Source organism: Burkholderia sp. AU39826, assembly GCF_020419965.1.
GTDB lineage: Bacteria > Pseudomonadota > Gammaproteobacteria > Burkholderiales > Burkholderiaceae > Burkholderia > Burkholderia semiarida.
Window position 1 is genome coordinate 116,980 of the sequence record NZ_JAIZQG010000012.1, and the last position, 14,331, is coordinate 131,310.

Here is a 14,331-nt window from a genome sequence, read left to right on the forward strand (position 1 = left end):
TTCGCGCCAACCGGACCCGACCGATGACCCGCATCCGCAATCCCCTGAACATCGCGCAGCTCCAGGCGTTCGTCTCCGCCGCGCACCTGAAGAGCCTGCGCGCCGCCGCGCGCGAGCTCGGCGTCACGCAGCCGGCGATCACGCACACGATCCGCGAGCTCGAAACGGCGCTCAACGCGGAATTGCTCGCGCGCAGCGTGCGCGGCGTCGAGCTGACCGCGTGCGGCGAGGCGCTGCTGCCGCGCGCCGAGCAGTTGCTCGGCGACGTCCGCCGCACGGTCGAGGCCGTCGAGCAGGTGAAAGGCGAGATGTCGGGCCGCGTCGCGGTCGGCACGATGCCGTCGATCGCGCTGACGGCGTTGCCGCACGCGGTGACGGCGTTCCGCGAGTCGATGCCGAACGTCAGCCTGCATCTGGAGGAAGTGACGGTGCCCGATGCGCTCGCGCAGTTGCGCAACGGCACGCTCGACATCGCTGCAATGCACCATGTGCCCGCGCTCGACCGCGATTTCACGCAACTGCCGCTGCTGTCGACCGAATTCACGATCGTGATGCGCGACGGCCACCCGCTCGCGCAGGCGCGCCGGTTAGAGGAATTGCTCGATGCCGAGTGGATCGTCACGGTCGGCGCCGAGCAGTTTCCGCACAGCGTGATGGTCGGGATGTTCGAGGCGCACGGGCTGCCGCTGCCCAAACGCCTGCTGCGCTCGCCGATGTCGTTCGCGGTGACGCTCGGGCTCGTCGCGCGCTCGGACGTGATCGGCTGCTTCACGCGCCCGCTCGCCGCGATGGTCGCGCCGCTCGGCATCCGCACGGCCGAACTCGACGAAAGCATGCCGCGCTTCGACCTGTCGATCATCGCGCGGCGCGACCTGCTGCCCACGCCCGCCGTGTCGCACTTCGTCACGTGCCTGCAGCGCGCGGTCAACGAAACGCTCGGCTGAATCGTTCCTGTGTGTGAAACGGCGGTGCGTCCGACGCGCCGCCGCCGGGCCCGGTATCGGGGCTTGTCCTAGGCGCCCCGCCGGTATTTTGTCTTGATAATCTTGCGCACGTCGCGCGCCCCCATCGGGCGGGCGAAACGGACTGTCCGACGCGAAGCCGCGGCGGGCCGAAGGCTTACGGCGCGGCACAACCGCGCACCCATCGAACAAAACGAGGAGTCACCGAGTGAAAAAGATTCTTGCGGCTGTGACCGTGGCCCTGCTCGCCGTATCGGCCGGCAGTGCATACGCGAAGGACTGGTCGACCGTGCGGTTCGGCGTCGACGCAAGCTACCCGCCTTTCGAATCGAAAGGCGCCGACGGCAAGGTGGTCGGCTTCGACGTGGATCTCGGCAACGAGATCTGCCGCCGCATCAACGCGAAGTGCGTGTGGATCGAAAACGACTTCGACGGGATGATCCCGGCGCTGAAGGCCCGCAAGTTCGACGGCGTGCTGTCGTCGATGTCGATGACGCCGGCGCGCGCCGAACAGATCGCGTTCTCGTCGAAACTGTTCAACACGCCGACGCGCCTCGTCACGAAGAAGGGCGCGAACCTGCTGCCGACGGCCGAATCGCTGAAGGGCAAGTCGGTCGGCGTCGAGCAGGGCACGATCCAGGAAACCTATGCGAAGACGTACTGGGCGTCGAAGGGCGTGAACGTCGTGCCTTACCAGAACCAGGACCAGGTCTACGCCGACCTGATCTCCGGCCGCCTGGACGGCGCGCTGCAGGACGCGGTGCAAGCCGAGATCGGCTTCCTGAAGACGCCGCGCGGCGCGAACTTCGACTTCGCCGGCAAGGATCTCGACGATCCGAAGACGCTCGGCAACGGCGCCGGCATTGGCCTGCGCAAGGAAGACACCGACCTGAAGGCGAAGATCGACGGCGCGATCGCCGGCATGCGCAAGGACGGCACGTACGACAAGATCGCGAAGAAGTACTTCGATTTCGACGTCTACGGCAAGTAATCCGGCCGACCGACGCGCGATTCGGCGCGACACCGACGGGCTCCGCAAGGAGCCCGTTTTTTTTGCGCGCGGCGCGGACGACGTTATTTTTTCCGCGCCAACCCGATGATTTTCAACGGGAAACCGGATGTTCCGGCGCCGGTTTGGTGGGGGCGAGGAAGGCAACGTACAATCGATCTTCCACGCACACGGATCATTCGCGGCTGCGCCGCACTCCCCTCATCATGCAAACGCAGACCCATCCGCTGATTTCCCCCGCCGTCGGCACCGAACGCCAGATCACCAGCTTCCACTACGGCCCGCGCGGCGGCAAGAAGGTCTACATCCAGTCGTCGCTGCACGCGGACGAACTGCCCGGCATGCTGGTCGCCACGCTGCTGCGCCGCAAGATCGCCGCGCTCGAGACGGCCGGCAAGCTGCGCGGCGAAATCGTCATCGTGCCCGTGCCCAATCCGATCGGCCTGTCGCAACACGTGTTCGGCGATCATCTCGGCCGCTTCGAGCTCGGCTCGATGCAGAACTTCAACCGCAATTTCTACGATCTCGCGGCGCTCGTGCTGCCGCGCGTGGAAGACCGCCTCACGAACGACGCGCAGCGCAATCTCGCCGTCGTGCGCACCGCGATGCGCGAAGCGCTCGACGAGCAGAAGCCGCGCACCGAACTCGACTCGCAGCGCCTCGCGCTGCAGAAGCTGTCGTTCGACGCCGATATCGTGCTCGACCTGCACTGCGACAGCGATGCGGTGATGCACCTCTACACGAATCCCGATCTCTGGCCGGACGTCGAGCCGCTGGCGCGCTATCTCGATGCCAAGGCGTCGCTGCTCGCGCTGAATTCGGTCGGCAACCCGTTCGACGAAATCCACAGCTTCTGCTGGTCGGATCTGCGCAACCGCTTCGGCGACCGCTTCCCGATCCCGAACGGCGCGATTTCCGTCACGGTGGAACTGCGCAGCGAACGCGACGTGTCGTACGAGTTCGCCGAAAAGGATGCCCAGGCGATCGTCGAATACCTGACCGAGCGCGGCGTCGTCGAAGGCACGCCGGCACCGCTGCCGCCGCTCGCGCATCCGGCCACGCCGCTCGCGGGCACCGATCCGCTCGTCGCGCCCGTGTCGGGCGTGATCGTGTTCCGTACGCCGGTCGGCGTGATGATCGAGGCCGGCCAGGCCGTGGCCGACATCGTCGATCCGCTGACCGATCGCGTCGTCACGCTGAAGAGCAGCGTGTCGGGCGTGCTGTACGCGCGCCAGGTCGTGCGCTTCGCGACGGCCGGCATGGAAGTCGCGCGCATCGCCGGCGCGACCGCGATCCGCACCGGCTCGCTGCTGTCGGCCTGAGCCCGAGTGTCCGGCCCGCGCGCCGGGCCGGGCAGGGCCGCGGCGCGCATGCGCACCATCCGCATCCACCAATGAAATCGCCCGCTTGCGCGGGCGATTTGCTTTCCGGAGCGCGGTTGGCGGCCGATACTGCATCGCCGGCCGCCAGGCGCGAAGGCCGCTCAGAACGCCGGCACGATCGCGCCGCCGAACTTCTGGTCGATGAACTTGCGCACGTCGTTCGATTCATAGGCCGCGACGAGCTTCTTCACCCACGGCTTGTCCTTGTCCTGCGCGCGCACCGCGATCAGGTTCGCGTACGGCCCGCGCAGATCCTCGATCGCGATCGCGTCCTTCACCGGCGTGAGCCCCGCCTTCACCGCGTAGTCGGTGTTGATCGACGCGGCGTCGAGATCGGGCAGTGCGCGCGGCAGTTGCGCGGCGTCGAGTTCGACGATCCTGATCTTCTTCGGATTCTCGGCGACGTCGAGCGGCGTCGCGTTCACGCCGTTCGTGCCGGCGCCGGCCTTCAGCTTGATCACGCCGTACTTCTGCAGCAGCAACAGCGCGCGGTTGCCGTTCGACGGATCGTTCTGGATTCCGACCTTCGCGCCGACGGGCAGATCCTTCAGCGACTTGAGCTTCTTCGAATAGAAGCCCATCGGCGCGGTGTAGGTCAGCCCGACGTTGACGATCTTGTAGCCGCGCTGCTTGATCTGGCTGTCGAGGAACGGCTGGTGCTGGAAGCCGTTCGCATCGAGATCGCCGGCATCGAGCGCCGCGTTCGGCTGCACGTAGTCGTTGAATTCGATCACCTTGATCGCAAGGCCTTCGCGCGCGGCGACCTTCGTCACCTCGGTCCAGATTTGCGCGTCGGGGCCGCTCATCGTGCCGATCTTCAGCGTTTGCGGGTCGGCGTGCGCGCCGGGCGCGGCGAATGCCAGCGCGGCGGCGAGTGCGCCGAGGCCGGTCAGGATCGAACGTCGCATGGGTGTCCTCTTTGTCCCGTGTCGTGTGTTGGAGGACGGATCGTGGCACGGGGCGCGAACGCCGCAAACCAAGCTTATTTCATGTGCATATTCCGGATCGGGATCGAATCTCAGCCGAAATCGGTATAACCCGCGCGAGGCAACCCGGGCAGAATTCCGTGTCGCATCGGCACCACACATTCGTCATATGACAGTCGCTGTCATATTCATTACGTGGCCCGCCGATAAAGTTGCGCCGGTCCGTGAGAGCGCCCGCAGAGAGCGCCGGAACCGCAACTGGACACGCCATTCATTCGCTCGGAGAATCCTTTGAACAAGAAACTGTTGACCATCGCCGCCCTCGCAGCAACGGCCGGCACGGCGCACGCACAAAGCAGCGTGACCCTGTACGGCGTCATCGATGCCGGTATCAGCTACGTGAACCACAGCAAGACCGCTACCGGCAGCGGCAAGCTGTTCAAGTACGACGACGGCGTGGCCCAGGGCAGCCGTTGGGGCCTGCGCGGCACCGAGGACCTCGGTGGCGGCCTGAAGGCGATCTTCGTGCTCGAAAACGGCTTCAACAGCGGCAACGGCACGATCGGCCAGGGCGGCGCGATCTTCGGCCGTCAAGCGTACGTCGGCCTGAGCCAGGCGCAATACGGCACGGTCACGTTCGGCCGCCAGTACTCGTTCTCGACCGACATCCTCGGTTCGAACTACTCGACGGGCGGCAACACGGTCGCGGGCAACTACGCGTACCACGTGAACGACATCGACCAGCTCACGTCGAGCCGCATCAACAACGCGGTGAAGTTCCAGAGCGCGAACTACGCCGGCTTCACGTTCGGCGCGTTGTACGGCTTCTCGAACTCGACCGACTTCGCCGGCGCACCGTCGACGACGACGGGCACCACGACGACGCCCGGTTCGTCGCGCGCATACAGCTTCGGCCTGAACTACGCGAACGGCCCGTTCGCGCTCGGCGCGGCATACACGGACATCCGCTTCCCGAGCCAGTCGACGCCGGCCTTCTCGACGTCGATCGCGAACATCGCGCTGACGAACATCCGCGACCTGCGCACGTACGGCGTCGGCGGCCGCTACGTCTTCGGCCCGGCAACGGCATGGCTGCTCTGGACGCGCACACAGTTCACCCCGATCGCGGCCGGCGCATCGGGCACGTTCTACAACGCATACGAAGCAGGCGTGAAGTATGCGTTCACGCCGGCGCTGTCGGCGGCAGCGGGCTACACGTACACGAACGCGACGCAAAGCGGCAGCTCGGCGCACTGGAACCAGGGCAACGTGGGCCTCGACTACGCGCTGAGCAAGCGCACGGACGTGTATGGCCTGGTGATCTACCAGAAGGCGTCGGGCAACAACGTGCAGGCGCAGATCGGTTCGAGCACGAGCTACTTCAACACGTCGGGCACGGGTTCGTCGAACCAGCTGGCCGCTCGCGTCGGTATCCGTCACAAGTTCTAAAGCATCCGCTTAACTCGCGGATCACGACGGCAAGAAGCGCCCCGCTCCACGCGGGGCGCTTTTTTATGGGCTTTTAAGTTTCGCTTAATTCTGGGCTGAGACGATGCTCTCACCCCCCCTGTTGGCCGCCTGAGCATCGGCGGCTTTTTTTTTAAACGCCGACGGCGCCGCCATCGATTGCCCACAAGACAGGATCGGAGGCCATGATGATCGAAGATACCGTTTTCAGCCATCTGCACGCGATTCTCACGTGCCAACACTCGCTGCCGGTCCAGAGCTGCCGCGTCTCGGTTGAAATGCAGCGCCCCTGGGGCCGCCCGTATCGCCTCGTCGAATGGACGATGCATCTCGACGCGCCCGCGCGGCGCCAGATCGTGCCGGCCGAATCGACCGACGAAGAAATCGCCGAGGTCGTCGCGTCGCACGTGCCGGGCCGGCTTTACGGCGACGGCCGGCTACAGTTCTGAGCACGTTTCCGTTCCCCCGCCCCCCTTCTGTCGGCCGCGCCGCGCGCATCGTGCGGCAGTCGGTCTCGTTTGACGCGGCAACGAAACCTGCTACGCTGCGCGTTTTCGTCCACGCAACACATGATGGAAAACGCATTCAACGAACGTGGCGTCATGGTCACGCGCAACGGCCTGTCGGCCGCCGGGCAGGTATTCGCACTGCGTGACATCCGCCACGTCGACGTCGTCAAGATTCCGAAGAACCGTCTCGTGCCGTCGCTGATCTCGCTGATCGGCGCGGCCATCGCCATCGCGGGCGGCATCGGCGCATCGAGCGCCGCGCTCGTGGTCGGCGTGATGCTCGCCGTCGTCGGCTATCTCGCCTGGACCACGCAGGACGTCACCTATCGCCTGATGGTCGAGATGCCCGACGGCAAGCGCGAAGCGCTGTCGAGCGTCGACGCCGAGTTCGTCGAACGTGTCGCGCAGGTCGTGCGCGATGCGCGGTCCGCCACCGCGGCCGGCTGATTTTCCTCGCATTCGCTTGCGTGCCGGTTCCCGCCGGCCGCACGCACGCGGCGAATGTCGGCTCGCGCGGCGTTCGCGCGGAATCGCGTGCCGGCCGCCGGCACGCACGCACCTCGCCTCCACCTCCGCCGCCGAGCGCCTAGTATGGAAAGAGCGGCTCGCCGCCGCATCGTCCGAGGAGGCACCAGCATGAACGCTCAATCGCTGTCCGGCATGCTTCGCGCGCAGGAACTGCTGATCGTGTCGATGATCCGTGCGCTTCCCCCTGACGCACGCCGTACGCTCGTCGAGCTCTACACCGACCAGATCGCGTTCGCCGAACAGGCCGGTATCGAAAGCCACGGCGATCGCGCAACGCACGACGCGTTCGTCGCGCACGCGCGCAACCTGCTGATTCGCGTCGAAGCGCTGGCTTAGAGCGCGTTCGCGCCCCAGTTTCTCCCGAATTTCCGACCCGAGCTCGGCCGAGCCGCGCAGGCGAGCGCTCACTCGCGTGAGCCGCTTTGCGTCCTTGTATTGATAATAATTCTCATTTACACTGTTAAGGTTGTCAGTTGCCTTTCAAATCGCCGTTTGCCGCATGCCGCGCGCAAACGGGCCAGCCAGGTGAACGCGTCACCCAGCCAGCCTTCGGGCTTGTTATCGTCAATGGGAGACCACCTGTGCATTGCTCCATGCTGGCGCGGCGGCCGATCCGTGCCGCGCTGTTCGGCGCGTTCGGCCTGTCCGCCGCCACGGCTTACGCCGATTCGTCGCCGCAAGGCGTCACGCCGCCTTCCGCCGTCCTGACCGCCGCTGCCGCATCCGCGCGCGGCAATGCGGCGCTGCTCGACCCCGTCACCGTCACGGCCACCCGCACCGCCACCGCGGCGAGCCGCACGGCGGCGTCCGTGTCGGTGATCACCGACGACGATCTCGAAGAGCAGCAGGCCACCAACATCAAGGACGCGCTGCGCTACGAGCCCGGCATCACGGTGCGCCGCACCGCGTACCGGCCCGGCAGCGCCGCGCTCGGCGGCGGCCGCGACGGCGATTCGAGCATCAACATCCGCGGCCTCGAAGGCAATCGCGTGCTGTTGATGGAAGACGGCATCCGCCTGCCGAACGCGTTCTCGTTCGGCCCGCTCGAAGCCGGCCGCGGCGACTACGCCGATCTCGACACGCTCAAGCGCATCGAGATCCTGCGCGGGCCGGCGTCGGCGCTCTACGGCAGCGACGGCCTGACCGGCGCGGTGAACTTCATCACGAAGGACCCGCGCGACCTGCTGTCGGTCTACAACAAGCCTTACTACTTCTCGTTCCGGCCGAGCTACGACTCGACCGACCGCAGCATCGGCGCGACCGTGTCGGCCGCGGGCGGCAACGACCGCATCCAGGGGATGATCATCGCCGACGGCCGGCGCGGTCACGAGGTCGACACGCGCGGCGGCAACAACTCGGCGAGCACGCTGCGCACGACGTCGAACCCGCAGGACGTGTATTCGGAATCGCTGCTCGGCAAGCTCGTGCTGACGCCCACCGCGCGCGACACGATCAAGTTCACCGCCGAAACGGTGCAGCGGCGCGTGAGCACCGACGTGCTGTCGGCGATCAATGCGCCGGCCACGCTCGGCCTGACGACGCACGACCGGCTCGAGCGCAATCGCTTCAGCGTCGATTACGACTTCCGCGACGATGCATTCCGCTGGTTCCAGACCGCGCACGTGCAGTTCTACTACCAGGACGCGAAGCAGGATCAGTACGCGTTCGAGACGCGCGGCAGGCAGCCCTCGCGTTCGCGCGACAACCAGTACAAGGAGCGTACGTTCGGCGGCTCCGCGTTCGCCGAAAGCGGCTTCGCGACCGGCCCGCTCGCGCACAAGCTGCTCTACGGCGTGGACGGCAGCCTGTCGCGCGTGACGAACCTGCGCGACGGCACGGTGCCGGGCGTCGGCGAAGCGTTCCCGAACAAGGCGTTTCCCGACACCGACTACACGCTGTTCGGCGCGTTCGTGCAGGACCAGATCGGCTACGGCCGCCTGCTCGTCACGCCGGGCCTGCGCTTCGACACGTACCGGTTGAGCCCCACCGAAAACGATCCGCTGTTCACCGGCAAGGCCGTGTCGACGAGCGCGAACGAACTGTCGCCGCGCGTCGCCGTGCTCTACGAGATCACGCCCGCGGTCATTCCGTACGTGCAGTACGCGCACGGCTTCCGCGCGCCGACGCCCGACCAGGTGAACAGCAGCTTCTCGAACCCCGTGTACGGCTACACGTCGATCGGCAATCCGAACCTGAAGCCCGAGACCAGCGACACGTTCGAAGCCGGCCTGCGCGGCAAGGCCGGCACCGGCTACGGCGTCGTGCGCTACAGCGCGGCCGCGTTCACCGGCCGCTACCGCAACTTCATCTCGCGCACGACGATCGCCGGCAGCGGCCGGCCGGTCGACCCGTTCGTGTTCCAGTACGTGAACTTCGCCGATGCGCGCATCCACGGCCTCGAAGGCCGCGCCGAATGGGCGATGCCGAACGGCATCACGCTGAAGACGGCGATGGCCTTCACGAAGGGCTCGACGCAGAACGACGGCGCCGCCAGCCAGCCGCTGAACACCGTGAACCCGTTCTCGGCCGTGTTCGGCGTGCGGTATGAACCGGGCGAACGCTGGTTCGTGCAGACCGACCTGCTGTTCCAGGCCGCCAAACGCGACAAGGACGTCGACAAGTCCGACTGTTCGAACAAGACGTGCTTCACGCCGCCGTCGTCGTTCGTCGTCGACCTGCGCGGCGGCTACCGCTTCAACAAGCACGTGAGCGCGACGATCGGCATCCGCAACCTGTTCGACCGCAAGTACTGGAACTGGTCGGACGTGCGCGGCATCGCGGCCGATTCGCAAGTGCTCGACGCGTATTCGTCGCCCGGCCGCACGGTCGCCATCAGCATGAAAGTGGATTTCTGATGCGCGTTGCCCGCGCACCCACCCCAACCGTTACTCGAAGGAGTCCGACATGATGCATTCCGCCCTTCCCGGTCAGCCGGCCACGTCGGCCCGCGCGGTCGCCGCGCTGCGCGATGCGTTCATCAAGCTCAAGACCGAGCGCCAGTTGCGCAACCGCGACGTCGCGCAGGCGCTCGGCGTCAGCGAAGGCGAGGCGCTCGGCGCGTTCGTCGGCGAGCACGTCGTGCGGCTCGACGCGCGCTTCCCGGCGATGTTCGAGGAAATGCCACGCCTCGGCCGCGTGATGGCGCTCACGCGCAACGACACGGCCGTGCATGAAAAGGATGGCGAATATGCGCAGATGAGCCACGACGGCCCGGTCGGCCTCGCGCTCGGCGACATCGACCTGCGCATCTTCTATCGTCACTGGGTGTCGGCATTCGCGGTGCGCGACGAGACCGCGCACGGCCCGCTGAAAAGCCTGCAGTTCTTCGATGCGCAGGGCCATGCGATCCACAAGGTCTATCTGCGCGCGCACAGCGATCACGCGGCGTACGACGCATTCGTCGAACGCTGGCGCGCACCGTCGCAGAAGCCGGGCCTCGAGGTCACGCCCGCCGCGCCGAAAACGCCCGAGCGCGCCGATAGCGAGATCGACGTCGCAGGCTTTCGCGCCGCGTGGGATGCGATGACCGACACGCACCAGTTCTTCGGCCTCACGCAGCGCTTCGGCGTGAGCCGCCTGCAGGCCCTGCGTCTCGCCGATCCGCAATACGCGTATCCGGTCGAAACCGCGCATGCGTTGCGCCACGTGCTCGAACAGGCCGCGACAAGCGGCCAGCCGATCATGGTGTTCGTCGGCAATGCGGGAATGATCCAGATCCATACGGGCCCCGTCGCGAACGTGCGCGAGGTCGGCGCGTGGATCAACGTCCTCGATCCGGGCTTCAACCTGCATGTACGCGAGGACCTGATCGCCGCCGCATGGGTCGTGAAGAAGCCGACGAGCGACGGCATCGTCACGTCGCTCGAGCTGTTCGACCGGCAGGGCGAGCACGTCGCGCTGCTGTTCGGCGAGCGCAAGCCCGGCAAGGTCGAGCGCGACGACTGGCGCTCGCTCGTCGCGACGCTACCGGCGGCCGCACGCGGGGCCGCGCGGTGAGCGCGCGGCCGTTCGATCCGCGCCGCCGGTCGCTGCTGGCCGGCGCGGCGGCCGGTGCGCTCGCCGGCGCGCTGCCCGGCGGCGTGCTCGCCCAGGTCGCGGCCGCCACCCCGAAGCGCGTGATCGTGATCGGCGGCGCGCTCGCGGAAACCGCATTCGCGCTCGGCGGCGCCGAGACGCCGCGTTACCGGCTCGTCGGCGCCGACACGACCTGCACGTATCCCGACGCCGCGAAGCGCCTGCCGAAGGTCGGCTACCAGCGCGCGCTGTCGGCCGAGGGGCTGCTGTCGCTGCGGCCCGATCTCGTGCTGGCCTCGGCGGAAGCCGGCCCGCCGACGGCGATCGCGCAGGTGAAAGGCGCGGGTGTCGCGGTGACGACGTTCGACGAGCGCCACGACGTCGAATCGGTGCGTGCGAAGATCACCGGCGTCTCGCAGGCGCTTGAGGTGCGCGACGCCGGCACCGTGCTGCTGCAGCGTTTCGATCGCGACTGGCAGGCCGCGCGCGACGCGGTCGCCGCGCGCGTGCCCGGCGGCGCGCAGCCGCCGCGTGTGCTGTTCGTGCTGAACCATACCGGCGCGCAAGCGCTCGTCGCGGGCCAGCGCACGGCCGCCGACGCGATGATCCGCTATGCGGGCGCGCGCAACGCGATGCAGCGCTTCGATCACTACAAGCCGCTGACCACCGAGGCGCTCGCGGCGGCCGCGCCCGACGTCGTGCTGATCACCGACGAAGGACTGGCGGCCGTCGGCGGTCACGCCGCGTTGCTCGCGACGCCCGGGTTCGGCGCGACGCCGGCCGGCCGCGCGCGGCGCGTCGTGTCGCTCGACGCGCTGTTCCTGCTCGGCTTCGGCCCGCGCCTGCCGCTCGCCGTCACGACCCTGCATCGACGCCTGTCCGATGCGCTCGCCTGATTCCGGATCGACCCGATGCCCGCTCACGCTTCGCCGTTCAACGCACCGCGGCGCGCCGCGCGCACCGGCGCCGCGCGCCTCGGCACGTCGCGCCGCTTCGCGCCGTTCGTCCTGGCCGCGCTCGCCGTTCTGGTGGCCGCGATGTCCGTCGTCGCGCTGTGCGTCGGCGCGTACCGCATTCCGCTGGCGCAAGCCTGGGCCGCGCTGAGCGGCGACGCGGCCGCACAGCAGGCGCGCGCGGTGCTGCTCGACATCCGCGCGCCGCGCGTCGCGCTCGCGCTGCTGGTCGGCGGCGGCTTCGGCGCGACCGGCGCCGCGATGCAGGCGCTGTTCCGTAATCCGCTCGCCGATCCGGGGCTCGTCGGCGTGTCGAGCGGCGCCGCGCTCGGCGCGACCACGCTGATCGTGCTCGGGCCCGCGCTCTTCGCCGCGCACGCGAGCGCGGCCGCGCTGCCGGTCGCCGCGTTCGCGGGCGGGCTCGCGGTCGCGGCGCTCGTCTACCGGCTGGCCGCGTCGCGCGGCCGGCTCGCACTGCCGCTGCTGCTGCTCGCCGGCATCGCGATCAATGCGCTGGCCGGCGCGGCGATCGGGCTGCTCACGTTCGTCGCCGACGACGCCCAGCTGCGTTCGCTGACCTTCTGGAGCCTCGGCAGCCTCGGCGGCGCGCAATGGACGACGCTGGCGGCCGTCGCGCCATGCGTCGCGCTCGGCTGCGGGCTGCTCGTGCGCGAACGCGACGCGCTGAACGCGCTGCAGCTCGGCGAAACCGAAGCGCTGCATCTCGGCGTGCCGGTGCAGCGGCTGAAGCGGCGTGTGCTCGTCGCGGTCGCGCTGGCGGTCGGCGCGCTCGTGTCTTGCGCGGGCGTCATCGGCTTCATCGGACTCGTCGCGCCGCATTGCGTGCGCCTCGCGTGCGGCCCCGACCAGCGCATCGTGCTGCCCGGCGCCGCGTTGCTCGGCGCGTTGCTGACGCTCGCGGCAGATCTCGCCGCGCGCACCGTCGCCGCGCCCGCCGACATTCCGCTCGGCGTGCTGACCGCGCTGCTCGGCGCGCCGTTCTTCCTCGTGCTGCTGTGGAAGAACCGCGGCGCGCTCGGCGGGTAATCCCTTCATCACGACGACCATGCTGACTGCCCACCACCTCGACGTCGCCCGCCGGCACGATACGATCCTGCGCGACCTGTCGCTGTCGATCGAACCCGGCCGCGTGACCGCGCTGCTCGGGCGCAACGGCGCCGGCAAGAGCACGCTGCTGAAAACCTTCGCCGGCGAGCTGACCGGCGGCATCGCGCCGAACGGCGTGCGCGTGACGGGCGACGTCACGCTGAACGGCGAACCGCTCGCGCGCATCGACGCGCCGCGGCTCGCGTGCCTGCGCGCGGTGCTGCCGCAGGCCGCGCAGCCGGCGTTCCCGTTCAGCGTCGACGAAATCGTGCTGCTCGGCCGCTATCCGCATGCGCGGCGCGGCGGCGCGCGCCACGTGATCGCGCATCGCGATCGCGACATCGCGTGGCGCGCGCTCGAACGCGCGGGCGCCGACGCGCTCGTCGGCCGCGACGTCACGACGCTGTCGGGCGGTGAACTCGCGCGCGTGCAGTTCGCCCGCGTCCTCGCGCAGCTGTGGCCGGACCACGACGCGATGGAAACCGGCCCGCGTTACCTGCTGCTCGACGAACCGACCGCCGCGCTCGATCTCGCGCACCAGCACCGCCTGCTCGATACCGTGCGCGCCGTCGCGCGCGAATGGCGGCTCGGCGTGCTCGCGATCGTCCACGATCCGAACCTCGCCGCGCGGCATGCGGATACGATCGCGATGCTCGCCGACGGCACGATCGTCGCGCATGGCGCACCGCGCGACGTGATGACGCCGGCCCATATCGCGCGGTGCTACGGCTTCGCGGTGAAGATGGTGGAAACTGGCGACGGAACGCCGCCGGTGATGGTGCCCGCGTAGGAAGGGAACGTCTTTCAGGTGATGCAGCCGGACTGAATGCCGGCGCGGCAGGCACCGGCGCGTGCGCTCAATGCTCGACGTCCGCCGCGCCGAAGGTCCGCATCTTCCAGCCGAGTCGCACCGCGAGCGTCCGCATCGAGAAGCCGGCCGCCAGCGCGACGAGCGTCGCGAACCCCGCGTCGATGCCGACATGCTGCATCCCGACATACAGCGTGCCCGTGACGAACGCGACGCTCGCATACAGCTCCTCGCGCAGGATCAGCGGCATCTCGTTGCAGAGCAAATCGCGCAGCATCCCGCCGCACACGCCCGTGATCGCGCCGGCCAGCACGACGATGATCGGCGCCGTGCCGGCCGACGCGCCGACGTCGCAGCCGATGATCGTGAACGCCGCGAGGCCGATCGCATCGACGGTGACGAACAGCGTCTTCATCCGCGCGACATGGCGTGCCGCCCACGACGCGACGGTCGCCGCGACGAGCGTGATCACCAGGTATTCGGGATGCGCGATCCAGCCGAGCGGATAGTGGCCGAGCAGCACGTCGCGCACCGTGCCGCCGCCGAGCGCCGTCACCGCGCCGACGAGCGCGAGCCCGAAGCGGTCCATTCCGCGGCGCATGCCCATCAGCGCGCCCGACATCGCTTCCGCGACGATCGCAATCAGGTAGAGCGTATGCATCGCGC

The 14,331-nt window shown here is 68.5% G+C and carries 14 protein-coding genes; 12 read left to right on the top strand and 2 right to left on the bottom strand.

From position 1 onward, the window contains the following. Positions 1 to 23 precede the first annotated feature (23 nt). The 3 genes from LGM42_RS20625 to LGM42_RS20635 all read left to right on the top strand — a co-directional run bounded on the left by LGM42_RS20625 (position 24) and on the right by LGM42_RS20635 (position 3,293). Positions 24 to 944 (top strand): LysR family transcriptional regulator, encoded by a 921-nt coding sequence (locus tag LGM42_RS20625; protein ID WP_059581952.1) that lies wholly within the window; start codon positions 24 to 26, stop codon positions 942 to 944. Positions 945 to 1,170: 226 nt separating this feature from the next. After that, complete coding sequence (locus LGM42_RS20630) at positions 1,171 to 1,953, top strand: ABC transporter substrate-binding protein (protein ID WP_060317289.1); 783 nt, start codon at positions 1,171 to 1,173, stop codon at positions 1,951 to 1,953. A gap of 224 nt (positions 1,954 to 2,177) precedes the next feature. Continuing rightward, a complete protein-coding gene (locus LGM42_RS20635; RefSeq protein ID WP_059581947.1) occupies positions 2,178 to 3,293 on the top strand; it encodes a succinylglutamate desuccinylase/aspartoacylase family protein in 1,116 nt (371 codons plus the stop codon). 161 nt (positions 3,294 to 3,454) lie between these two features. Here the strand turns inward: LGM42_RS20635 and LGM42_RS20640 are convergent, their stop codons facing one another. Next, positions 3,455 to 4,261, bottom strand: coding sequence for a MetQ/NlpA family ABC transporter substrate-binding protein (locus LGM42_RS20640; protein WP_059581944.1), 807 nt, complete (start codon positions 4,259 to 4,261; stop codon positions 3,455 to 3,457). A gap of 309 nt (positions 4,262 to 4,570) precedes the next feature. Between LGM42_RS20640 and LGM42_RS20645 the strand changes: the two genes are divergently transcribed. From LGM42_RS20645 to LGM42_RS20685, 9 genes are all read left to right on the top strand, one after another. Beyond that, complete coding sequence (locus LGM42_RS20645; protein WP_059581942.1) at positions 4,571 to 5,728, top strand: porin; 1,158 nt, start codon at positions 4,571 to 4,573, stop codon at positions 5,726 to 5,728. Positions 5,729 to 5,934: 206 nt separating this feature from the next. Beyond that, complete coding sequence (locus LGM42_RS20650) at positions 5,935 to 6,195, top strand: DUF2866 domain-containing protein (RefSeq protein WP_011548992.1); 261 nt, start codon at positions 5,935 to 5,937, stop codon at positions 6,193 to 6,195. Positions 6,196 to 6,318: 123 nt separating this feature from the next. Continuing rightward, a complete protein-coding gene (locus LGM42_RS20655) occupies positions 6,319 to 6,702 on the top strand; it encodes a DUF6232 family protein (protein ID WP_060317293.1) in 384 nt (127 codons plus the stop codon). Between the two features lie 189 nt (positions 6,703 to 6,891). Further along, entirely contained in the window at positions 6,892 to 7,119 is a 228-nt protein-coding gene (locus LGM42_RS20660) for a hypothetical protein (protein WP_059581936.1), read from the top strand. 245 nt (positions 7,120 to 7,364) lie between these two features. Continuing rightward, the gene (locus LGM42_RS20665; protein WP_226233057.1) at positions 7,365 to 9,638 is read left to right on the top strand and encodes a TonB-dependent hemoglobin/transferrin/lactoferrin family receptor; all 2,274 of its coding nucleotides are present in this window, start codon (positions 7,365 to 7,367) and stop codon (positions 9,636 to 9,638) included. Between the two features lie 49 nt (positions 9,639 to 9,687). After that, entirely contained in the window at positions 9,688 to 10,779 is a 1,092-nt protein-coding gene (locus LGM42_RS20670; RefSeq protein WP_060317300.1) for a hemin-degrading factor, read from the top strand. Then, positions 10,776 to 11,693 carry a heme/hemin ABC transporter substrate-binding protein gene (locus LGM42_RS20675; protein ID WP_226233058.1) on the top strand — a complete coding sequence of 306 codons (918 nt, stop codon included), beginning with the start codon at positions 10,776 to 10,778 and terminating at the stop codon, positions 11,691 to 11,693. The genes LGM42_RS20670 and LGM42_RS20675 overlap by 4 nt, the downstream gene beginning before the upstream one ends. A gap of 15 nt (positions 11,694 to 11,708) precedes the next feature. Continuing rightward, the gene (locus tag LGM42_RS20680) at positions 11,709 to 12,797 is read left to right on the top strand and encodes a FecCD family ABC transporter permease (protein ID WP_059581927.1); all 1,089 of its coding nucleotides are present in this window, start codon (positions 11,709 to 11,711) and stop codon (positions 12,795 to 12,797) included. Between the two features lie 19 nt (positions 12,798 to 12,816). After that, positions 12,817 to 13,647, top strand: coding sequence for a heme ABC transporter ATP-binding protein (locus LGM42_RS20685; RefSeq protein ID WP_226233059.1), 831 nt, complete (start codon positions 12,817 to 12,819; stop codon positions 13,645 to 13,647). Positions 13,648 to 13,714: 67 nt separating this feature from the next. Here LGM42_RS20685 and LGM42_RS20690 read toward each other — a convergent pair whose 3' ends face one another. Then, complete coding sequence (locus tag LGM42_RS20690) at positions 13,715 to 14,326, bottom strand: trimeric intracellular cation channel family protein (protein WP_226233060.1); 612 nt, start codon at positions 14,324 to 14,326, stop codon at positions 13,715 to 13,717. Positions 14,327 to 14,331 lie beyond the last annotated feature (5 nt).